Consider the following 21,182-nt stretch of genomic DNA (forward strand, 5'->3'; position numbering starts at 1 on the left):
CCCGGCCCTGGGGGTCCCTCCGCCGCGCGCACTTGCCTCAGCGCTGCGACAGCTCCAACTCCAGCAGCCATTCGACGACTTCGGTGTGATGCCGGGCCTGTCGGGGATCGGCCCCCCACACGTACAGGCCGTGCCCCGCGACCACCACCGCCGGCATCCGGGGGTTGCGCGCCTCCTCCAGGCGGTCCCCGAGCACCGTCATGTCCTGGCTGTTGGCGATGACGGGCAGCGTCACCTCCACGTCGTGAGCCGGCTGCCCGATCCCCTTGAGCATCTCGACGTCCCGGAAGACGATCCCGCCCGGCTCGCGCCGCCCCATGGCCACCGAGGCGACGGTGTGCACGTGCACCACGGCACCGGCCCCCGTCAGCGCGGCGACCCGCGCGTGCAGCTCGGCCTCCGCGGACGGCCGGCCGCCCCGCACCGCCGCGCCCCGGCCGTCCACCAGCACCACGTCCGCGGGCGTCAGTTCCCCCTTGTCGTGGCCGCTCGCGGTGACCGCGAGCCGCAGCGGGTCGCGGGAGAGCACCACGGACAGGTTCCCCGACGTGCCCCGCATCCAGCCGAAGGAGGCGAACCGGGCGGACTCGGCGGCCAGGACCGCGCCCGCCTCTTCCAGGTCGAGTGCGGAGATGTCGGTGCTCACGTGGTGCTCCTCGCAACGGTGATCTCGTCGAACGTCCCCGCCTGCGCGTGGTCGCCGACGCCCTGCTCGTAGTACGGCTCCCCGGGCCGCCGGATCCCGACGGTGTGCCAGCCGGCCTCGCGGGCCGCGTCCAGCTCGCCCGGCCGGTCGGAGAGGAACAGCAGACGGTCCGGGGCGGTCCCGGTCGCCTCCGCGATCCGGCGGTACGACGCCGGCTCCTGCTTGGGCCCCGCGTTCTCGGTGTCGTACAGCCCCGACACGAGCGGTGTGAGGTCGCCCTGCGGGCTGTGGGTGAACCACGCCCGCTGCGCCGCCACCGAGCCGGAGGAGTAGACGTACAGCCGCAGCCCCGCCGTGTGCCAGGCGCGCAGCACCGGGACGACGTCGTCGTAGAAGTGCGAGACGAGGTCGCCGCGGGCGAACCCCTCGGACCAGACGATGCCCTGAAGGGTCTTCAGCGGGGTCGCCTTGCGGTCGTCGTCCAGCCAGGAGTTCAGCGTGTCGACGACCGCGGCCGCGTCGGCGTCCGGCTCCCCGGTCAGCTCCCGCACCTGGGCGATCGCCCGCGCCACCGCGGGCTCGGCGGAACGCTCCGTGAGCAGCTCGGTGAACCGGGCGCGCGAGTACGGGTACAGCACGTCGACGACGAAGCCCGTGGCGCTCGTCGTGCCCTCGATGTCGAGCACCACGCCGGCCACGTCGAAGCGCGGGTCGGGCAGGCTCACGCGGCACCCTTGTCGGCCGCGTAGCCGGCGGCGATCGTGTCGTAGTCCGGGAAGCGCGCGGAGATCGGGGAGCCGGTGAAGTTGCCGATCCAGCCGTCCTCCTCGTGGAAGAAGCGGATGGCGGTGAAGGACGGCCTCGTGCCCATGTCGAACCAGTGGGTGGTGCCGCGCGGCACGCCGAGCAGGTCGCCCTTCTCGCAGTAGACCGCGTGCACCTCGCCGTTCACGTGCAGATAGAAGATGCCGGAGCCGGAGACGAAGAAGCGGACCTCGTCATCGTCGTCGTGCGTGTGCTCCTGGAGGAACTTCTCCCGGGCGGCCTTCGCCTTCGCCGGGTACTCGGGGTCGTCGCCCGGGTGCAGACCGAGGACGTCGACGGTGGTGAAGCCCTCCTGCGCGTTCAGTTTCTCGATCTCCGGGCCGTACGCGGCGAACACGGTCTCGCTGTCGGCGTCGAAGGGGACGTCCTCGCGGATCGGCCACTGTTCGTAGCGCACGCCCAGCGGCTCGAGGGCCTCGGCGATCTCGGCGGGGTCGGAGGTGCGGCGGATCAGGGTCTCCGGGCCGGACTCGGCCCAGCTCGTCAGCAGGGTCATGGGGGCAACTCCAGGATTCTGGAAGGGATGTCCGGATACCGAGACGGATACGGACGCGTTTTTCGGACGGAGGCGAGAGGAGGGCGGCGGTGGTGGAGCGTCACTCAGCCGCGACACGCCGCGCCGGGACAGCGCCGCATGCCGGGCATGCGCAGCGCGTTCGCGCAGGGTGTCGTCATCGGGGCCTCACGTGCCGGGAGGGGTGCCGGTTCGCCGATGGTAACGCCCGACCGGGGACGAACCGCCTGTGACGTAATCGTTGTCCCGAATGGTGAGATTAGATGTCCATCTCTTTGACGGGTGGCTGAAAACGTTCTCATGATCTCCCTATGAAGACGCTGCTGCTCGTGCGGCGGCTGTACGTGGACCTGCTCCGGTCGACCACGGCCAGCTGTCGCTGACCTCTCCCGGAGCCTCGACGCGCCCGTGTTCCGCCGGGTGTTCCCCGCCGTCCGTGCGACGGCCCCTTCCCGTCCCCCGCGCTCCGGGTCCACGCATCCCCTTCACCTTCCTTCGCGCACCTCCCTTCGCGTTCCCCTCTGCGCCACCCCGCCCTGGAGCCCCCTCATGTCCCGCACCCGTCTGCCCCTCGCCGCGCTCTCGCTGGCCTCCGTCTCCGCCCTCGTCCTGTCCGGCTGCTCCCAGTCCTCGGACGCCTCCAAGGGCTCCGGCGACACCGCGGCCTCCGCCTCCGCCGCCACCGGCAAGAAGCCCGCCCCCTTCAGCAAGGGCGCGGTCAAGGTGGCCCTGGTCCGCCAGAGCGGCGCCGGCGACTACTTCGAGCAGTGGGGCAACGGCGCCAAGGCCCAGGCCAAGGCCCTCGGCATCGACCTCACCGTCTACGACGCCCAGGCCGACAACGCCAAGCAGGCCACCGACCTGTCCTCGGCGATCAACTCCGGCGCCCGGGCGATCATCATCGACCACGGCTTCCCGGCGACCATCCAGCCCGAGATCGACCAGGCCGTGAAGAAGGGCATCAAGGTCGTCGTCTACGACGTCGAGACCGACACCGAGGGCGTCGTCTCCACCAAGCAGGACGACGCCAGCATGGCCAGGGCCGTCCTCGACGTGATGGCCAAGGAGGTCGGCAAGGGCGCCCAGGTCGGCTATGTGAACGTCGCCGGTTACGCCGCCCTCGACAAGCGCGACACCGTCTGGAAGTCCACCGTGACCGCAGAGGGCTGGAAGCAGCAGTTCAAGGTCGGCAAGGTCACCGACTCCACCGCCACCGACAACGTTCCCCTGGTCTCCGCCGCGCTCACCCAGCACGCCGACGTGGCCGGTGTCTTCGCCCCCTACGACGAGCTCGCCAAGGGCACCGTCCTCGCCGTGCAGAACAAGAAGCTCCAGGACAGGGTGAAGGTCTTCGGCGCGGACGTCTCCAACGCCGACATCCAGCAGATGACCGCCGCCGACAGCCCCTGGGTCGCGACCGCCGGCACCGACCCCTCCGCCGTCGGCGCCGCCGTCGTCCGCACCACCGCGCTGGAGCTGGCCGGTCAACTGGACAAGACCTCCGTCGAGTTCCCGGCCGTCGCCATCACGCAGGACTTCCTGCGCGAGAAGAAGATCGCCAACATGGACGAACTCCGCACGGCGCTGCCCGCGCTGAACCTGTCGCAGGTCTCGACCGCGGACTGGATCGCGAATGTCGCCCACTGAGACGCCGGCGGTCGCCCTCACCGACGTCAGCATGGCGTTCGGCGGAAAGACCGTCCTCGCCTCCGTCTCGCTGGACATCGCCCCGGGCAGCGTGGTCGCGCTGCTCGGCGCGAACGGCGCCGGCAAGTCGACCCTGATCAAGATCCTGTCGGGCGTGCACACGGACCACGGGGGCGAGGTGCGGGTCGCCGGGGAACCCGCGGCTCTGCACTCGCCGCTCGCCGCCCGCAGGCTGGGCATCCAGACCGTCCACCAGCGCATCGGCGAGGGCATCGTGCCCGGCCTCAGCGTCGCCGAGAACCTGGTCTTCGAGGAACTCGCCCAGCGGCGCGGCAACCCGTTCCTCGGCGGCCGAGCCACCCTGGCCCGCGCCCGCGAGATCCAGGCCGGCCTCGGCCTGGACTGGAGCGACGCCCTGCTGAAGCAGGACGTCACCGAACTCGGCATCTCCGACCGGCAGTTGCTGATCCTCGCCCGCGCCCTGGCCACCCGGCCCCGGCTGCTCGTCCTCGACGAGCCGACCTCCGCGCTCTCCGCCGCCGAGGCGGAGCGCCTCTTCGGGCTCATCCGCAGGATGCGCGAGGACGGCATCGCCGTGCTCTACGTCTCCCACCGCCTCGGTGAGATCGACGCCCTCGCCGACCGGCTGGTCGTCCTGCGCGACGGACTCCTCACCGAGGACCAGGCCCGGCCGTTCGACTGGGACGCCGCCCTGCGCGCGATGCTCGCCCGGGCCCAGGAGGCGACCACCACCCGCCCGGTCCGCGCGGGCGAGCGGGGCGAGAGCGTCCTCTCCCTGCGCGGAGTGCGCCTCCTCGACGGCCGCGCGCCCCTGGACCTCGATCTGCGCACCGGGGAAGTGACCGGAGTCGTCGGCCTGCTGGGCGCCGGCAAGACCGAACTGGCCCGCGGCCTCTTCGGCGCCGAGCCCTTCACCACCGGCACGGTCGAACTGGCCGGCACGGCCTACGCCCCGCGCCGCCCCGCCGACGCCATCCGGGCCGGCGTCCACCTCGTTCCCGAGGACCGGCACGCCGATGCCCTCGTGCCCGGCTGGTCGATCGCGCAGAACGTCTCCCTGCCGTTCCTGAAGTCGCTCTCCCGCGCGGGCCTGGTCCAGCGGTCCCGGGAGGACGCCCTCGGCCGGGCCACCGTCGAGGCCCTCGGGGTCGTCACCCGCGACGAGCACAGCACCGTCGAGGAACTGTCCGGCGGCAACCAGCAGAAGGTCGTCGTCGGCCGCTGGCTCGCCGAGACCCCGCGCGTCCTCATCCTGGACGAACCGTTCCGGGGAGTGGACATCGGGGCCCGCCGCGACATCGGCCGCCGGGCCCGGACGCTCGCCGCCGAGGGCGCCGCCGTCCTCGTCCTGTCCGCCGACGTCGACGAGGTCCTCGAGATCGCCGACCGGGTCGTCGTCCTCGCCGCCGGTGAGATCCACCTCGACGCCCACGGCGAGGACGCCGAGCGCGACCGCGTCATCCAGACCATCTCGGCGTCCGTCTGACGCCGGCCCGCCCCACGAAGTCCGGGAAAGCACCCCATGACCACCACCCAGAGCACCGAGGCCCCGGCGCAGGCGGCGACCCCGCCCGCCCCCGGCACCGCCCCGCGCGTCCAGAACGCCGTCATCAAGTACGGGTTCATCTTCGTCACGGTCGCGCTCTTCCTGTACTTCGCGCTGACCGAGGGCTCCTTCCGCGAGTCGGCGACCCTCCTCGACACCCTGCGGTACGTCTCCGTCGCCGCGATCCTCGGCCTCGGCGTCACCCTCACCATGGCCGTCGGCGGAATGGACATGTCCGTCGGCGCCGTCGCCGGTCTCGGAGTCTCCGTCGCCGCCCAGACCATGGTCGTCCTCAACCAGGTCGGCACCGTCGCGATCCTCGCCGTCCTGGTCGCAGGCGCCCTCGCCGGACTCCTCAACGCGCTGCTCATCGTCGTCCTGAAGATCCCCGACATGCTCGCCACCCTCGGCACCATGTTCGTCATCCAGGGCAGCAAACTGATCCTCGTCGACGGCCAGTCGATCACCCCCGGCATGACCCTGGACGACGGCTCCACCGCCCCCGGCACGTTCACCGACGGCTTCCTGAAGATCGACCGCGGCACGGTCCTCGGCGTCCCGGTCTCCGTGCTGATCTTCGGCGTGCTCACCGTGGCCGCCTGGGTCTTCCTCGCCCGCACCCGCTGGGGCCGGATCCTCTACGCCATCGGCGCCAACCCCGAGGCCTCCCGGCTGGCCGGCATCCGCGTCGGCGCCCACCGCGCTCTGGCGTACGTCGTCTCCGGTGTCCTCGCCTCCGTCGGCGGACTCATCCTCGCCTCCCGCATCGGCCAGGGCGACGTCTCCGCGGGCACCTCCCAGCTGCTCGAAGCGGTGGCCGTGGCGCTGGTCGGCACCTCCGTGCTCGGCCGGGGCCGCCCCAACGTCTGGGGCACCGCGCTCGGCGCCGTCCTGATCGGCATCATCACCACCGGCCTCACCATCAAGGGCCTGCCGTACTACACCCAGGACGTCGTCGAGGGCGCGGTCCTCATCCTCGCCCTCGTCTTCAGCTTCACCCTGTCCAAGCGCCGCACCGCATAAGGGAGTTCACCGACCATGGGCTACCGCGTCCTGGAGACCGACGACATCCCGGCGTACCTGCGCGAGCGGGGACACTGGCCGGACGGCGAGGAGATCACCGTCCGGGAGGTGTCCGACGGCAACATCAACCGCGTCTTCCTCGCCTCCAACGCCGACGGCACCCGCAGCCTCGCCCTCAAGCAGGCCCTGCCCTACGTCCGGGTCGCCGGCCCCTCCTGGCCGCTCAGCCCCGACCGCGCCGACGCCGAGGCCCGCGCCTACGAGCAGGTCGCCAGGGTCGCCCCCGACAAGATCCCCGCCGTCCAGGGATACGACCCCGAGCACTTCGCCCTCGTCATGGAGGACCTCTCCGACCTGGAGGTCCTGCGCACCGCCCTCAACGACGGCGCCCCCTACGGCCCGCACACCTCCGCCCGCATCGGTGAGTTCGTCGCCCAGCTCACCTTCGCCACCAGCGACTTCGGCATGTCCTCCGCCGACCGCAAGGCGCTGCTCGCCGTCTCCGTGAACCCCGAGCTCTGCAAGATCACCGAGGACGTCGTCCTCTCCGAGCCCTACGTCGAACACGAGCACAACCACTGGCACCCGGGCCTCGACGACCTGGCCACCGCCGTCCGCGCCGACACCCGGCTGCGCACCGAGGTCGCCGACCTCCGCCACCTCTTCATGACCGGCGCCCAGGCCCTCCTCCACGGCGACCTGCACACCGGCAGCATCATGGTGGGCGAGCGCCAAGGCGCCCCCGTGGTGCGGGTGTTCGACCCCGAGTTCTCCTTCGTCGGACCGATCGGCTACGACCTCGGCCTGTACTGGGCGGGCGCCCTGGTCGCCGAGGAACGCGCGCGGGCCCTCGGCACGCTGTCCGACCACGCCGCCCAGCTCCGGCTGTCCTGGGAGGCGTTCGAGACGGAGTTCCGCCGGCGGTGGCCGTCCCGCGTCGACACCTTCTTCGACGACGCCTACCTCGACCGCTTCCTGCGCCGCGTGTGGACGGACGCGGTCGGCTTCGCCGGCACCGAGATCGTCCGCCGCGTCATCGGCTTCGCCCACCTCACCGACCTCACGACCCTCCCGGACCCGGTCCCGGCCTCCCGGCGCGCCCTGCTCCTGGGCCGTGAACTGATCGTGCGGCGCGGGGAACTGAGGAACCCCGACGAGGTGAGGGCGCTGGTGGAGACCGCCTGACCTCACTCGGCGCGCAGGTCGCACGAAAGGGGCGGCTCCCCGGGGGAGCCGCCCCTGTCACACCCGTACCGGCCCCGGTCAGGGGAGTGGACCGGCGCGGACGGTCTACTTCTCGTCGAGCAGGTCCTGCACCTTGCCGCGCACCTCGTCCGTGGCCAGGCCGCGGATCGTCAGCGTGGTGCGGCGGCGCAGCACGTCGTCCGCCGTCTCCGCCCACTCGTGGTCACGGGCGTAGACGACCTGCGCCCAGATCTCGGGGGCGTCGGGGTGGACGCGCTGTCCCAGCTCGGGGTTGTCGTTCGCCAGCCGGGCGATGTCGAAGGCCAGCGAGCCGTAGTGGGTGGCCAGGTGCTTGGCGGTGTCGGCCGCCATGCGCGGGCCGGGTGCCGGGTTGTCCACCAGCAGCCGGTGCGCGACCGCGCGCGGGTTGGAGACACCGGGCAGCGGCAGCTTCTTCGGCAGCGAGGAGATCGGCTCGAAGTCGTCGCCGAGCGGGTGGCCGGGCAGCGCCTCCAGCTTCTGCATCACCGTACGGCCGATGTGGCGGAAGGTGGTCCACTTGCCGCCCGCGACGGACAGCATCCCGCCCCTGCCCTCGGTCACCACCGTCTCGCGCTTGGCCTTGGCGGTGTCGCCGGGCCCGCCCGGCAGCACCCGCAGGCCCGCGAACGCGTACGTGATGTTGTCCCGGGAGAGCTGCTGGTCGCGGACGGAGAACGCGGCCTCGTCGAGGATCTGCGCGATGTCCTTGTCGTTGACCGCGACGTCCGCCGGGTCGCCCTCGAACTCCTCGTCGGTGGTGCCCAGCAGGAGCATGTCCTCCCAGGGGAGGGCGAAGGTGATCCGGTACTTGTCGATGGGGGTCGCGAGCGCGGCCTTCCACGGGGAGGTCCGCTTCAGCACCAGGTGCGCGCCCTTGGAGAGCCGGATGGAGGGGGCCGCGTTCGGGTCCTCCATCTTCCGCAGGTGGTCGACCCAGGGGCCGGTCGCGTTGAGCACCAGCCGGGCGTTCACCCCGAACTCGTCACCGGAGACGCGGTCCTTCAGGTCCGCGCCGGTGACCCGGCCGCGGGTGAAACGCAGCCCGGTGACCTCGGCGTGGTTGAGGACGACCGCGCCCGCCTCGACGGCCGCGCGGACCGTCATCAGCGCCATGCGCGCGTCGTTCATCTGGTCGTCGCCGTACACGGCCACGGCCTTGAGGTTCTCGGTGCGCAGCTCGGGCACGTCCTGCGCGGCCTTGGCGGGGGAGAGCAGGTGCCCGACCCCGTCGCCGAACGCCGACAGGGCGGAGTAGGCGAACACGCCCGCCCCGAGCTTCGCCGCGCCGTGCGGCCCGCCCTTGTACACGGGGAGGTAGAACGTGAGCGGGTTCGCCAGGTGGGGGGCCACCTGGCGGGAGACCGCACGGCGCTCGAAGTGGTTCTCCGCCACCAGCTTCACCGCGCCGGTCTGCAGATAGCGCAGACCGCCGTGGAGCAGCTTGGAGGAGGCGGAGGAGGTGGCGCCGGCGAAGTCGCCGGCGTCGACCAGGGCCACCCTGAGGCCGGACTGCGCGGCGTGCCAGGCGGTGGAGATGCCCAGGATGCCGCCGCCGATCACGAGAAGGTCGTACGACGCCTTGGAGAGCTGCTCCCGGGTCTCGGCGCGGCTCGGGTTCGAGCCGGAGGCCGGGTGCGTCCCCAGGGCAGGCACGGAACTCAGGGTGGACTGACTGGTCATGTCGGGTTCTTACTCCTCATCAGAGCTGGGCGCGTGGGGCGGGGGTCAGCTCTCGTCCTCGATCCAGCCCATGGTCCGCTCGACGGCCTTGAGCCAGGTCTTGTACTCACGGTCGCGGGTCTCCGCGTCCATGCGGGGGGTCCACTCGGCGGCCCGCCGCCAGTTGGCGCGCAGGTCGTCTGTGCTGGTCCAGAAGCCGACGGCGAGGCCGGCGGCGTAGGCGGCGCCGAGGCAGGTGGTCTCGGCGACCATCGGGCGCACCACGGGGGCGTCCAGGAAGTCCGAGAGCGTCTGCATCAGCAGGTTGTTGGAGGTCATGCCGCCGTCGACCTTGAGGGCCGCGAGCTCGACGCCCGAGTCCTTGGTCATGGCGTCCGTGATCTCACGGGTCTGCCAGGCGGTGGCCTCCAGGACGGCGCGCGCGAGGTGCGCCTTGGTGACGTACCGGGTGAGACCGGCGATCACACCACGGGCGTCGGAGCGCCAGTGCGGGGCGAACAGACCGGAGAAGGCCGGCACGAAGTAGGCGCCGCCGTTGTCCTCGACGGAGAGCGCGAGCGTCTCGATCTCGGCGGCGGTGGAGATCAGGCCCATCTGGTCGCGCATCCACTGCACCAGCGAACCGGTGACGGCGATCGAGCCCTCGAGGGCGTAGACCGGCGCCTGGTCGCCGATGCGGTAGCCGACGGTGGTCAGCAGACCCGAGTACGAGTTGATGATCTTCTCACCGGTGTTCATGAGCATGAACGTGCCGGTGCCGTACGTCGACTTGGCCTCGCCCTCGGAGAAGCAGGTCTGGCCGAACAGGGCCGCCTGCTGGTCGCCGAGCGCGGAGGCGACCGGGATGCCGCCGAGCAGGTCGCCGAGCCTGCCGCCGGTGACCTCGCCGTAGACCTCGGCGGAGGAGCGGATCTCGGGGAGCATCGCCAGCGGGACGCCGATGGACTCGGCGATCTTGTCGTCCCACTCCACGGTGTGGAGGTTCATCAGCATGGTGCGGGAGGCGTTGGTGACGTCGGTGTAGTGCTTGCCGCCGTCGACACCGCCGGTCAGGTTCCAGATGACCCAGGTGTCCATGGTGCCGAAGAGGATGTCGCCCGCCTCGGCGCGCTCGCGCAGACCCTCGACGTTGTCGAGCAGCCAGCGGGCCTTGGGGCCGGCGAAGTACGAGGCCAGCGGCAGGCCGGTCTCGCGGCGGAAGCGGTCCTGGCCGACGTTGCGGCCCAGCTCCTTGCACAGGGCGTCGGTGCGGGTGTCCTGCCAGACGATGGCGTTGTGGACGGGCTCACCGGTGTTCCTGTCCCACAGCACGGTGGTCTCGCGCTGGTTGGTGATGCCGATGGCCTTGATGTCGTCGCGGGTGATGCCGGCCTTCTGGATGGCTCCGGCGACGACCTCCTGGACGTTGGTCCAGATCTCGTTGGCGTTGTGCTCGACCCAGCCCGGCTTGGGGAAGATCTGCTCGTGCTCCTTCTGGTCGACCGAGACGATACGGCCGTCCTTGTCGAAGACGATGCAGCGGCTGGAGGTGGTGCCCTGGTCGATCGCGGCGATGAAGGGGCCGGCGGTGTGGGCGTCGGTCACTGAGTGCTCCCGGGGTTCCGTGGGTAAGGGGCTGTCTGTACGGCGCGGTGCTGTTCAAGTGCGGTGAAGGCCGAGGTGAAGCTCTTCGTGCTCTTCAAGCCCTTCGAGTGCTTCAAACGCTTCGAACTCTTCGTGCTCTTAAGCAAAGGCGACGTTGTAGATGCCTGCAGCGATGGCGCCGCCGATCAGCGGACCGACCACCGGGATCCAGGCGTAGCCCCAGTCGGAGCCGCCCTTGTTGGGCAGGGGCAGGAGGGCGTGGACGATGCGCGGACCGAGGTCACGGGCCGGGTTGATGGCGTAGCCGGTCGGGCCGCCGAGGGACAGACCGATCGAGACGACCACCAGCGCGGTGACGAGGGCACCGAGGGTGCCGAGGCCGTTGCCCTTGTCGTTCAGGCCCTGGGTGAGGACCGCGAGGACCAGCACCACGGTGCCGACGATCTCCGTGGCGAGGTTCTGCCAGGGGACCCGGATCTCCGGGCCGGTGGAGAAGACGCCGAGGACCGGACCCGCGCCCTTCTCCTGGGCCTCGACCGCCTTGGCCGTCGTGGCCTGGGCGCCGGGGCCGCCGACGATCTCCTTGTCGGTGAGGTGCGCGTGGAACTGGCCGTAGTAGGCGACCCACACCAGGGTCGCGCCGATCGCGGCGCCCAGCAGCTGGCCCGCCCAGTAGACCGGAACGTTGCTCCAGTCGCCGTCCTTGATCGCGAGCGCGAGCGTCACGGCCGGGTTCAGGTGGGCGCCGGACAGCGGCGCCGAGGTGTAGACGGCCGTGAGCACGGCGAAGCCCCACCCGAAGGTGATGGCGAGCCAGCCGGCGTTGCGGGCCTTGGAGGCCTTCAGCGTGACGGCGGCGCAGACGCCTCCGCCGAGCAGGATGAGTATGGCGGTACCGATGGTCTCGCCGATGAAGATGTCGGAGCTGGACACCCGCGACTCCTTTGTCCTTCGTCCAGGGAAGCCGTTCTCCCCGGGTCCCTCCGGGGGTCTGGCGCCCTCGGGGGTGAGAGCGATGCCGGTCCTTGGCGTTGTCACACTCTAGCGCGTATTGCCGGTAGGTGTTCGACAATGCCGACCGATGGACGGGAGTCTTTCCCCGGCGTCACGTGTGCGTCAAGGGTTCGGTTCTCGAAAACGCGATCGTTACTGATCCCTGGTCTCCCCGTGGCGCTCCGCGGCCCGCGCGAGGGCATCACGAAGGCCGGGACGCCCCCTGGCGTCCCGGCCCGAATTCCCTGCTCAGAAGCGCCCGGCGCCCAGGTCCCGCGACACCGCGCGGGCGCAGTCCCGCACCGCCGCGATCAGCTCCGGGCGCAGCTCGCCGTCCCGGCGCAGCCGCTCCACGGCACCCGTGATGCCCACCGCCCCGACCGGCATGCGGCGCCGGTCGTGGATGGGCGCCGCGAGGGAGGCCACGCCCTCCCAGGTCTCCTCCACGTCGGCCGCGTAGCCCCGCGCGCGCGTGACGTCGAGGATGTGCTCGAAGTCGTCCGAGTCGCACACCGTGCGGTCCGTGAAGGGCTTGCGGTCGGCCTCCAGGGCCTCGCTGTGCGCCACCGGGTCGTACGCCGACAGCACCTTGCCCAGAGCCGTGGAGTGCAACGGCTGCATGGCCCCGATCTCCAGCACCTGCCGGCTGTCGTCCGGCCGGAAGACGTGGTGCACGATCAGCACGCCCTGCTGGTGCAGCACGCCCAGATGGACGCTCTCACCGCTGGACCGCGCCAGGTCGTCCGTCCACACCAGGGCCCGCGCGCGCAGCTCGTGCACGTCCAGGTAGGTGGTGCCCAGCCGCAGCAGCTCCGCGCCCAGCTGGTAGCGCCCGGAGGTGTCGTCCTGTTCGACGAACCCCTCCTGCTGGAGCGTGCGCAGGATGCCGTGGGCGGTGCCCTTGGCCAGGCCGAGCGCGGAGGCGATGTCGGACAGGCCCAGCCGCCGCTCCCCGCCCGCGAGCAGCCGCAGCATCGCCGCCGCCCGTTCGACCGACTGGATGTTCCGTGCCATCCGCCCTCCTGCCTCCGTCCCCTTCGCCGTCCACGCGCGGCACGCAAGTACCGTCGTTCGGCAATGTCGAACACTACCGGTCCATGTCGACCTCCCGCTAATGGTCGGTCAACACCTGTTACGCCACCCGACGCCCTGGGGTGACGTGGCGGCAGTGTGGCGGTGACCGGCCCCGTGCGCGAGCACCGGCACGTCCGTCCTCCCCGTCCGTCCCGTGGACGCCCTGACCATAAGGCCCCCGACCCGGCTACCCTGACGGCGTGCGCACTCCCCGGGAAGCGACCACGCTCTCCCGAGGTCACGCAAAGCCGACAGCCGTCGCATCCGAGGGAGCCCTTCCATGGCCTCTGTGCCGCCGACCCCTTCCGCCGACAGCCGGACCCGTGTGTCCGCGCTCCGCCAGGCCCTGGCCACCCGCGTGGTGGTGGCCGACGGGGCCATGGGCACCATGCTCCAGGCCCAGGAGCCCACCCTCGAGGACTTCGAGAACCTCGAGGGCTGCAACGAGATCCTCAACCTCACCCGGCCCGACATCGTCCGTTCGGTCCACGAGGCCTACTTCGACGCGGGCGTCGACTGCGTCGAGACCAACACGTTCGGCGCAAACCACTCCGCCATGGCCGAGTACGACATCGCCGACCGCGTGTTCGAACTGTCCGAGGCCGGCGCCCGCATCGCCCGCGAGACCGCCGACGCCTTCGGCGCCCGCGACGGCCGGCAGCGCTGGGTCCTCGGCTCGATCGGCCCCGGCACCAAGCTGCCCACCCTCGGCCACATCGGCTACGACGTCCTGCGCGACGGCTTCCAGGCCAATGCCGAGGGCCTCCTCGCCGGCGGCGCCGACGCCCTGATCGTCGAGACCACCCAGGACCTCCTCCAGACGAAGTCCTCCGTCCTGGGCGCCAAGCGCGCCATGGCCGCCACCGGAGCCGACGTCCCCCTGCTGGTCTCCATGGCCTTCGAGACCACCGGCACCATGCTGCTGGGCTCCGAGATCGGCGCCGCGCTCACCGCGCTGGAACCCCTCGGCATCGACATGATCGGCCTGAACTGCTCCACCGGGCCCGCCGAGATGAGCGAGCACCTGCGCTACCTCGCCCGGCACTCCCGCACCCCCCTGCTCTGCATGCCCAACGCCGGTCTGCCGATCCTCACCAAGGACGGCGCCCACTTCCCGCTCGACGCCAAGGGCCTGGCCGACGCCCAGGAGAACTTCGTCCGCGACTACGGCCTCAACCTCATCGGCGGCTGCTGCGGCACCACCCCCGAGCACCTCAGGCAGCTCGTGGACCGCCTCAGGGGCGCCACGCCCGTAGAGCGCACCCCCCGCCCCGAGCCCGGCGCCGCCTCCCTCTACCAGACGGTCCCCTTCCGCCAGGACACCTCGTACCTGGCGATCGGGGAGCGCACCAACGCCAACGGCTCCAAGAAGTTCCGCGAGGCGATGCTGGAGGCCCGCTGGGACGACTGCGTCGAGATGGCCCGCGAACAGATCCGCGAGGGCGCGCACATGCTCGACCTGTGCGTCGACTACGTCGGCCGCGACGGCGTCGCCGACATGGCGGAACTCGCCGGCCGCTTCGCCACCGCCTCCACCCTGCCGATCGTCCTGGACTCCACCGAGGTGCCCGTCATCCAGGCCGGCCTGGAGAAGCTCGGCGGCCGCGCGGTCATCAACTCCGTCAACTACGAGGACGGCGACGGACCCGAGTCCCGCTTCGCCAAGGTCACCCGGCTGGCCCAGGAGCACGGCGCCGCGCTGATCGCCCTCACCATCGACGAGGAGGGCCAGGCCCGCACCCCCGAGAAGAAGGTCGAGATCGCCGAACGGCTCATCGACGACCTCACCGGGAACTGGGGCATCCAGGAGTCCGACATCCTCATCGACACCCTGACCTTCACCATCTGCACCGGTCAGGAGGAGTCCCGCAAGGACGGCGTCGCCACCATCGAGGCGATCCGCGAACTCAAGCGCCGCCACCCCGACGTCCAGACCACCCTGGGCCTGTCGAACATCTCCTTCGGCCTCAACCCGGCCGCACGCATCCTGCTGAACTCCGTCTTCCTCGACGAGTGCGTCAAGGCGGGCCTCGACTCCGCCATCGTCCACGCCTCCAAGATCCTCCCGATCGCCCGCTTCAGCGAGGAGGAGGTCAACACCGCCCTCGACCTCATCCACGACCGCCGCGCCGAGGGCTACGACCCCCTCCAGAAGCTCATGCAGCTCTTCGAGGGCGCCACCGCCAAGTCCCTCAAGGCGGGCAAGGCCGAGGAACTCGCCGCCCTGCCGCTGGAGGAGCGCCTCAAGCGCCGGATCATCGACGGCGAGAAGAACGGCCTGGAGGCCGACCTCGACGAGGCGCTGCGGACCCGCCCGGCCCTCGACATCGTCAACGAGACGCTGCTGGACGGCATGAAGGTCGTCGGCGAGCTGTTCGGCTCCGGCCAGATGCAGCTGCCGTTCGTCCTGCAGTCCGCCGAGGTCATGAAGGCGGCCGTCGCCCACCTCGAACCGCACATGGAGAAGTCCGACGCCGACGGCAAGGGCACCATCGTGCTCGCCACCGTGCGCGGCGACGTCCACGACATCGGCAAGAACCTCGTCGACATCATCCTGTCCAACAACGGCTACAACGTCGTCAACCTCGGCATCAAGCAGCCCGTCTCCGCGATCCTCGACGCCGCCCAGGAGCACGACGCCGACGTCATCGGCATGTCCGGCCTCCTCGTCAAGTCCACGGTGATCATGAAGGAGAACCTGGAGGAGCTGAACCAGCGCGGCCTGGCCGCCGACTACCCGGTCATCCTCGGCGGTGCCGCCCTCACCCGCGCCTACGTCGAACAGGACCTCCACGAGATCTACCAGGGCGAGGTCCGCTACGCCCGCGACGCCTTCGAGGGCCTGCACCTCATGGACGCCCTCATCGGCGTCAAGCGCGGCGTCCCCGGCGCCAAGCTGCCCGAGCTCAAGCAGCGCCGCGTGCGCGCCGCAGCGGGCGCCGTGGCCGTCGAGGAACGCCCCGAGGAGGGCCACGTCCGCTCCGACGTCGCCACCGACAACCCCGTCCCGGCGCCCCCGTTCTGGGGGACCCGCGTCATCAAGGGCATCCAGCTCAAGGAGTACGCCACCTGGCTGGACGAGGGCGCCCTCTTCAAGGGCCAGTGGGGCCTCAAGCAGGCCCGCACCGGCGACGGACCGACCTACGAGGAACTCGTCGAGACCGAGGGCCGCCCGCGGCTGCGCGGCCTGCTGGACCGCCTCCAGACCGAGAACCTCCTCGAGGCCGCCGTCGTCCACGGCTACTTCCCCTGCGTGTCCAAGGACGACGACCTGATCATCCTGGACGAGCACGGCAACGAGACCACCCGCTTCACCTTCCCCCGCCAGCGCCGCGGCCGCCGGCTGTGCCTCGCGGACTTCTTCCGCCCCCAGGAATCGGGAGAGACCGACGTCGTCGGCCTCCAGGTCGTCACCGTCGGCTCCCGCATCGGCGAGGAGACCGCCAAGCTCTTCGCGTCCAACTCCTACCGCGACTACCTCGAACTGCACGGCCTGTCCGTCCAGCTCGCCGAGGCCCTCGCCGAGTACTGGCACGCCCGCGTGCGCTCCGAACTCGGCTTCGCCGGAGAGGACCCCGCCGACATCGAGGACATGTTCTCCCTGAAGTACCGCGGCGCCCGCTTCTCCCTCGGCTACGGCGCCTGCCCCGACCTGGAGGACCGCGCCAAGATCGCCGCGCTGCTCCGGCCCGAGCGGATCGGCGTCCACCTGTCCGAGGAGTTCCAGCTCCACCCCGAGCAGTCCACGGACGCCATCGTCATCCACCACCCCGAGGCCAAGTACTTCAACGCACGGTGACACCCGTGTCACTGAGCACACTGATCCGATAAGTCGTACACTGGTCGGTCCACTGCAGGCCGGTTCCCCCCGCGGGAACCGGCCTGCTCGTCCCTCAAAGGAGGTACGTGGATGACCAGCACGGTACCCGCGCCCCTGACCCGTACGGCCGAGGGCTCGGCCCTCCAGGCGGTGCTCCTCGACATGGACGGCACCCTGGTGGACACCGAGGGCTTCTGGTGGGACGTCGAGGTCGAGATCTTCGCCGGTCTCGGCCACACCCTCGACGACTCCTGGCGCCATGTCGTGGTCGGCGGCCCGATGAGCCGCAGCGCCGGGTTCCTGATCGAGGCGACCGGCGCCGACATCACCCTGCCCGACCTCTCCGTCCTGCTCAACGACGGCTTCGAGGACCGCATCACCCGCGCCCTGCCCCTGATGCCGGGAGCCGCCCGGCTGCTCGCCGAGCTGGCCGAGCACGAGATCCCCACGGCCCTCGTCTCCGCCTCCCACCGCCGCATCATCGACCGCGTCCTGACCTCGCTCGGCCCCCAGCACTTCACCCTGACCGTCGCCGGCGACGAGGTCGCCCGCACCAAGCCCTACCCCGACCCCTACCTCTTCGCGGCCGCCGGCCTCGGCGTGGACCCGGCCCGCTGCGCCGTCGTCGAGGACACCGCGACCGGGGTCGCCTCGGCCGAGGCGGCGGGCTGCCATGTGGTCGCGGTGCCCTCCGTGGCCCCGATCACCGCCGCCCTGCGGCGCACCGTGGTGCCCTCGCTGGAACAGGTCGACGTTCCTTTCCTGCGCGGTCTGATGCCCCTGTGACTCCGCTCCGATGATCACCCCCGCGATCATTGGTGATCCTCTCGATGACGGAATTCGCCGTACGCGTTCACCGAGCGTGCACCGCCGATAGGAAGGTAATTCGGCGGGTGTACGCGCGGCGGAATTCCGATCTTTCGGTAACGGTTGCGTTGCGGACGGAAGCAGGCCATTGACGGTGTGACCTTCCCCACGCCGGGCGCGGTCGACGGAGGGTTCAGCCTGTGTGCAGACAGCGCGTTCCGGGCTTTTGGTCACACCCTTGTGTCCCGATTCATGGACAGCTGCGCGGATCGTTCCGCTCATGATTCTTCAATGCGTTCGCATACGGTTTCGCTCCGTGATGGCCTTTCAACTCCGGTCGCGGCGAACCCTCGTGCCGGTCCGGACTAATCTCTTCGCGGAACATCACCCCTATCCCCGTGATCCGCCGCGACAACCTTGCATGCCGGGTACACGGACCGACAGCTCTGGAGAAACTCGAGCATGAACCGCAAGACTTTGGTGCTGCCGGCCGTGGTCGGTCTGCTCGCGCCCGTACTCGCCGCCTGCGGCGGGGCCGACAGCGGGAGCGGCGGCGGCGATGCCATCGTCGTCGGCACCACCGACCGGTTCACCGCCACGAAGGCCGCTCCGGCGCCGCTCGATCCCGCCTACGCCTACGACGTCGGCACCTGGAACATCCTGCGCCAGACCGTCCAGACCCTGATGATCGTGCCCAAGGGCGACGGCGACCCCGTACCCGAGGCGGCGCAGTCCTGCGGATTCACCGACAGCGGCAACGAGCGCTACGCCTGCAAGCTCCGGGACGGCCTGAAGTTCTCCAACGGCGACCCCATCACCGCCGCGGACGTCAAGTTCTCCATCGACCGCGCCCGCGCCATCAAGGCCGACTCCGGCGTCTTCGCCCTGCTGTCCACCATCGACACCGTCGAGACGCAGGGTGACAACGAAGTCATCTTCCACCTCAAGACCGCCGACGCCACCTTCCCGTCCAAGCTGTCGACCCCCGTCGCGGGCATCGTCAACCCCGACGACTACGACAAGGACAAGCTCCGCGACGGCTTCGACGTCGACGGCTCCGGCCCGTACACCCTCAAGGCCGAGACCGACGGCGACACCGTCACCAAGGCCGTGTTCACCAAGAACCCCAACTACAAGGGGACCTTGAAGGTGAACAACGACGAGGTCGACATGGTGTCCTTCGACGACGCCGACGCCATGGGCACCGCCCTCGAAAAGGGCGACATCGACCTGATGACGCGCACCATGTCCCCGGAGCAGATCAAGAAGCTCTCCGACGCCGCCGCCGACAGCGACATCGACCTCGTCGAGCTGGCCGGCCTCGAGATCCGCTACCTGGCCTTCAACACCGACGCCCCCACCGTGAAGACCAAGGCCGTGCGCCAGGCCATGGCCCAGGTCATCAACCGCAACGAGCTGGTCTCCCAGGTCTACGGCTCCCAGGCCGAAGCCCTCTACTCGCTCGTCCCGGCCTCCGTCACCGGCCACTCCAACGCCTTCTTCAACAAGTACAGCGACCCCAGCGCCAGCAAGGCCAAGGCCCTGCTCACCGCGGCGAACATCACCACCCCGGTGAAGCTCACGCTGAACTACACGACCGACCACTACGGTCCCGCCACCAAGCAGGAGTTCGAGCTGCTGAAGAAGCAGCTCGACGCCAGCGGCCTGTTCGACGTCACCATCAAGGGCACCGCCTGGGACAACTTCATCCCCGCCGAGCGCAAGGGCGAGTACGCCGTCTACGGCATGGGCTGGTTCCCCGACTTCCCCGACGCCGACAACTTCCTCGCGCCGTTCCTCGACAAGGACAACACCCTCAAGTCGCCGTACACCAACAGCGCCATCATCAACAAGCTGATCCCGCAGTCCCGTCGCGAGGCCGACCGCATCAGCGCCGGCAAGAGCCTCACCGAGATCCAGGACATCGTCGCCGACGACGTCCCGATCCTCCCGCTGTGGCAGGGCAAGCAGTACGTCGCCGCCAACACCGACATCACCGGCACCGCGTACGTCCTCAACTCCTCCGCCACCCTCCAGCTGTGGGAACTCGGCCGGGGCGTGAGCAACTGAGGGACCCCTTCCGGTCGGGTGATACCTTCTTCGCGGCCGGGGCCCGGGACGGCGCCCCGGCGTGACGGGACCCGACGACAAAGGTATTTCGTGAATATCCGTAACCAGTGGCCGGTCCTGCCCATCGTGGCGGGACTGGCCTCCGGCATGTTGACCGGCTGCGGCGCCCAGACCGGGGGCTCGGACGGCGACGGCTCCACCGTGGTGCTCGGGATGTCCGACGACGTCCTCGCCACGGATCCGGCCTCCGGCTACGACCCCGGATCCTGGATGCTGTTCAACAACGTCTTCCAGTCGTTGCTGAGCTTCCCCAAGGGCGCCACCGAACCCGAGCCCGACGCGGCACGGGAATGCTCCTTCACCGACCAGCAGACCAAGGTCTACCGCTGCACCCTCAAGGACGGCCTGAAGTTCTCCAACGGTGACGACCTCACCTCCAAGGACGTCAAGTTCTCCTTCGACCGCATGCTGAAGATCAACGACGACAACGGCCCGGCCGTCATGTTCCCCATGCTCGCCAAGGTCGCGACACCCGACGCCAAGACCGTCGTCTTCACCCTGAAGGTCCCCGACGCCACCTTCCCCAGCAAGCTCGCCTCCGGCGCCGGCTCCATCGTGGACCACCGCACCTATGACGCCGACGGCCTCCGCAAGGACGGCGGCGCCGTCGGCTCCGGCCCCTACACCCTCGACTCCTTCGACGAGGACCAGGCCGTCTTCTCCGTCAACGAGCACTACCGCGGCACCGCCGGCGACCCCCAGAACAAGGGCGTCACCCTCAAGTTCTTCGGCGGCGACCAGAAGGCCCTCAAGAAGGCCCTCCTCGACGGCGACATCGACATCGCCTACCGAGGCCTCACCGCCGCCGACATCGCCGACATCGACGCCGGCACCGGCAGCGAGGGCGCCGAGGTCGTCGAAGGCAGCAGCGCCGAGGTCCAGCACCTCGTCTTCAACACCGCCGACCCCGTCACCGGGAAGCTCGGCGTCCGACGGGCCATCGCCTACCTCATCGACCGCGAAGCCCTCATCCGCGACGTCTACGAAGGCACCGCCGACCCGCTGTACTCGATCATCCCGGCCGGGATAGCGGGCCACAACACCGCCTTCTTCGACCGCTACGGCGCCCGCCCCTCCCAGGCCAAGGCCGCCGCCGCACTCCAGGAGGAGGGCATCACCGGCAAGGTGAAACTCACCCTCTGGTCCACCCCGTCGCGCTACGGCCCCGCCACCGACCAGGAACTCAGGACCGTCGCCACCCAGCTCAACGCCAGCGGCCTGTTCGACGCCGACGTCAAGTCCGTCCCCTTCGACCAGTACGAGAAGGACATCGCCGACGGCAAGTACGGCGTCTACGTCAAGGGCTGGATTCCCGACTTCCCCGACGCCGACAACTTCACCGCGCCCTTCTTCGGCGACGGCAACGTCCTCGCCAACAACTACGCCAACAAGACCATCACCGGCACGCTCATCCCGCGCACCGCCGCCCAGAGCGACCGCACCGCCACCGACGACGACTACGCCACCCTCCAGGACATCGTCGCCGAGGAACTCCCCGTCCTCCCGATCTGGCAGGCCAAGCAGTACGCCGTCGTCGGCGAGCACGTCTACGGCCTCGAGAACTGCCTCGACGCCTCCACCGTGTTCCGCTTCTGGGAACTCAGCAAGAGCTGACCCCCGGCACACCACGACGAAGGGCGCCCCC

At 70.3% G+C, this 21,182-nt stretch carries 15 protein-coding genes; 8 read left to right on the forward strand and 7 right to left on the reverse strand.

The genetic code is table 11. The features are described 5' to 3' along the window. Window positions 1-37: 37 nt before the first annotated feature. Genes mtnB through U5640_RS35745 form a run of 3 tightly spaced genes read right to left on the reverse strand, consistent with a single transcriptional unit; the run spans window position 38 to window position 1,967 of the window. Window positions 38-646 (reverse strand): methylthioribulose 1-phosphate dehydratase, encoded by a 609-nt coding sequence (gene mtnB, locus U5640_RS35735; protein ID WP_340381978.1) that lies wholly within the window; start codon window positions 644-646, stop codon window positions 38-40. Next, entirely contained in the window at window positions 643-1,371 is a 729-nt protein-coding gene (gene mtnC, locus U5640_RS35740; protein ID WP_340381980.1) for an acireductone synthase, read from the reverse strand. The genes mtnB and mtnC overlap by 4 nt, the downstream gene beginning before the upstream one ends. Continuing rightward, on the reverse strand, window positions 1,368-1,967 hold the full coding sequence (locus tag U5640_RS35745; protein ID WP_340381982.1) for a cupin: 600 nt from the start codon (window positions 1,965-1,967) through the stop codon (window positions 1,368-1,370). The genes mtnC and U5640_RS35745 overlap by 4 nt, the downstream gene beginning before the upstream one ends. 567 nt (window positions 1,968-2,534) lie before the next feature. Here U5640_RS35745 and U5640_RS35750 point away from each other — a divergent pair. Genes U5640_RS35750 through mtnK form a run of 4 tightly spaced genes read left to right on the forward strand, consistent with a single transcriptional unit; the run spans window position 2,535 to window position 7,407 of the window. After that, complete coding sequence (locus tag U5640_RS35750; protein WP_340381984.1) at window positions 2,535-3,632, forward strand: substrate-binding domain-containing protein; 1,098 nt, start codon at window positions 2,535-2,537, stop codon at window positions 3,630-3,632. Then, window positions 3,619-5,139: a sugar ABC transporter ATP-binding protein gene (locus U5640_RS35755; RefSeq protein WP_340381986.1), complete on the forward strand. Its 1,521-nt coding sequence runs from the start codon at window positions 3,619-3,621 to the stop codon at window positions 5,137-5,139. Before U5640_RS35750 ends, U5640_RS35755 begins: the two co-directional genes overlap by 14 nt. 36 nt (window positions 5,140-5,175) lie before the next feature. Next, a complete protein-coding gene (locus U5640_RS35760; RefSeq protein WP_340381988.1) occupies window positions 5,176-6,222 on the forward strand; it encodes an ABC transporter permease in 1,047 nt (348 codons plus the stop codon). Between the two features lie 15 nt (window positions 6,223-6,237). Beyond that, a complete protein-coding gene (gene mtnK, locus U5640_RS35765) occupies window positions 6,238-7,407 on the forward strand; it encodes an S-methyl-5-thioribose kinase (protein ID WP_340381990.1) in 1,170 nt (389 codons plus the stop codon). A gap of 105 nt (window positions 7,408-7,512) precedes the next feature. Here mtnK and U5640_RS35770 read toward each other — a convergent pair whose 3' ends face one another. The 4 genes from U5640_RS35770 to U5640_RS35785 all read right to left on the reverse strand — a co-directional run bounded on the left by U5640_RS35770 (window position 7,513) and on the right by U5640_RS35785 (window position 12,720). Beyond that, window positions 7,513-9,129: a glycerol-3-phosphate dehydrogenase/oxidase gene (locus U5640_RS35770; RefSeq protein WP_340381992.1), complete on the reverse strand. Its 1,617-nt coding sequence runs from the start codon at window positions 9,127-9,129 to the stop codon at window positions 7,513-7,515. Window positions 9,130-9,174: 45 nt separating this feature from the next. Then, on the reverse strand, window positions 9,175-10,713 hold the full coding sequence (gene glpK / locus U5640_RS35775; RefSeq protein WP_340381994.1) for a glycerol kinase GlpK: 1,539 nt from the start codon (window positions 10,711-10,713) through the stop codon (window positions 9,175-9,177). Between the two features lie 138 nt (window positions 10,714-10,851). After that, window positions 10,852-11,646 (reverse strand): MIP/aquaporin family protein, encoded by a 795-nt coding sequence (locus U5640_RS35780; protein ID WP_340381996.1) that lies wholly within the window; start codon window positions 11,644-11,646, stop codon window positions 10,852-10,854. A gap of 309 nt (window positions 11,647-11,955) precedes the next feature. Further along, entirely contained in the window at window positions 11,956-12,720 is a 765-nt protein-coding gene (locus U5640_RS35785; RefSeq protein ID WP_340381998.1) for an IclR family transcriptional regulator, read from the reverse strand. Between the two features lie 340 nt (window positions 12,721-13,060). On the opposite strand from U5640_RS35785, the gene metH reads away from it, so the two are divergent. The 4 genes from metH to U5640_RS35805 all read left to right on the forward strand — a co-directional run bounded on the left by metH (window position 13,061) and on the right by U5640_RS35805 (window position 21,151). After that, window positions 13,061-16,579 carry a methionine synthase gene (metH, locus tag U5640_RS35790; protein WP_340382000.1) on the forward strand — a complete coding sequence of 1,173 codons (3,519 nt, stop codon included), beginning with the start codon at window positions 13,061-13,063 and terminating at the stop codon, window positions 16,577-16,579. Window positions 16,580-16,690: 111 nt separating this feature from the next. Then, a complete protein-coding gene (locus U5640_RS35795; RefSeq protein ID WP_340382002.1) occupies window positions 16,691-17,386 on the forward strand; it encodes an HAD family phosphatase in 696 nt (231 codons plus the stop codon). A gap of 483 nt (window positions 17,387-17,869) precedes the next feature. Continuing rightward, window positions 17,870-19,477: an ABC transporter substrate-binding protein gene (locus U5640_RS35800; protein ID WP_340382004.1), complete on the forward strand. Its 1,608-nt coding sequence runs from the start codon at window positions 17,870-17,872 to the stop codon at window positions 19,475-19,477. A 90-nt stretch (window positions 19,478-19,567) separates the two neighbouring features. Continuing rightward, window positions 19,568-21,151 (forward strand): ABC transporter substrate-binding protein, encoded by a 1,584-nt coding sequence (locus U5640_RS35805; RefSeq protein WP_340382006.1) that lies wholly within the window; start codon window positions 19,568-19,570, stop codon window positions 21,149-21,151. The last annotated feature ends 31 nt before the right edge of the window (window positions 21,152-21,182 follow it).

Source organism: Streptomyces sp. SS7, from assembly GCF_037993025.1.
Taxonomy (GTDB): Bacteria; Actinomycetota; Actinomycetes; order Streptomycetales; family Streptomycetaceae; genus Streptomyces.

Bases quoted from the DNA above. Each gene is read 5' to 3' on its own strand.
- U5640_RS35770 (WP_340381992.1), bottom strand. From the start codon at position 9,129: ATGACCAGTCAGTCCACCCTGAGTTCCGTGCCTGCCCTGGGGACGCAC.
- mtnK (WP_340381990.1), top strand. From the start codon at position 6,238: ATGGGCTACCGCGTCCTGGAGACCGACGACATCCCGGCGTACCTGCGC.
- U5640_RS35785 (WP_340381998.1), bottom strand. From the start codon at position 12,720: ATGGCACGGAACATCCAGTCGGTCGAACGGGCGGCGGCGATGCTGCGG.
- U5640_RS35745 (WP_340381982.1), bottom strand. From the start codon at position 1,967: ATGACCCTGCTGACGAGCTGGGCCGAGTCCGGCCCGGAGACCCTGATC.
- U5640_RS35760 (WP_340381988.1), top strand. From the start codon at position 5,176: ATGACCACCACCCAGAGCACCGAGGCCCCGGCGCAGGCGGCGACCCCG.
- U5640_RS35750 (WP_340381984.1), top strand. From the start codon at position 2,535: ATGTCCCGCACCCGTCTGCCCCTCGCCGCGCTCTCGCTGGCCTCCGTC.
- U5640_RS35800 (WP_340382004.1), top strand. From the start codon at position 17,870: ATGAACCGCAAGACTTTGGTGCTGCCGGCCGTGGTCGGTCTGCTCGCG.
- U5640_RS35755 (WP_340381986.1), top strand. From the start codon at position 3,619: ATGTCGCCCACTGAGACGCCGGCGGTCGCCCTCACCGACGTCAGCATG.
- U5640_RS35795 (WP_340382002.1), top strand. From the start codon at position 16,691: ATGACCAGCACGGTACCCGCGCCCCTGACCCGTACGGCCGAGGGCTCG.
- metH (WP_340382000.1), top strand. From the start codon at position 13,061: ATGGCCTCTGTGCCGCCGACCCCTTCCGCCGACAGCCGGACCCGTGTG.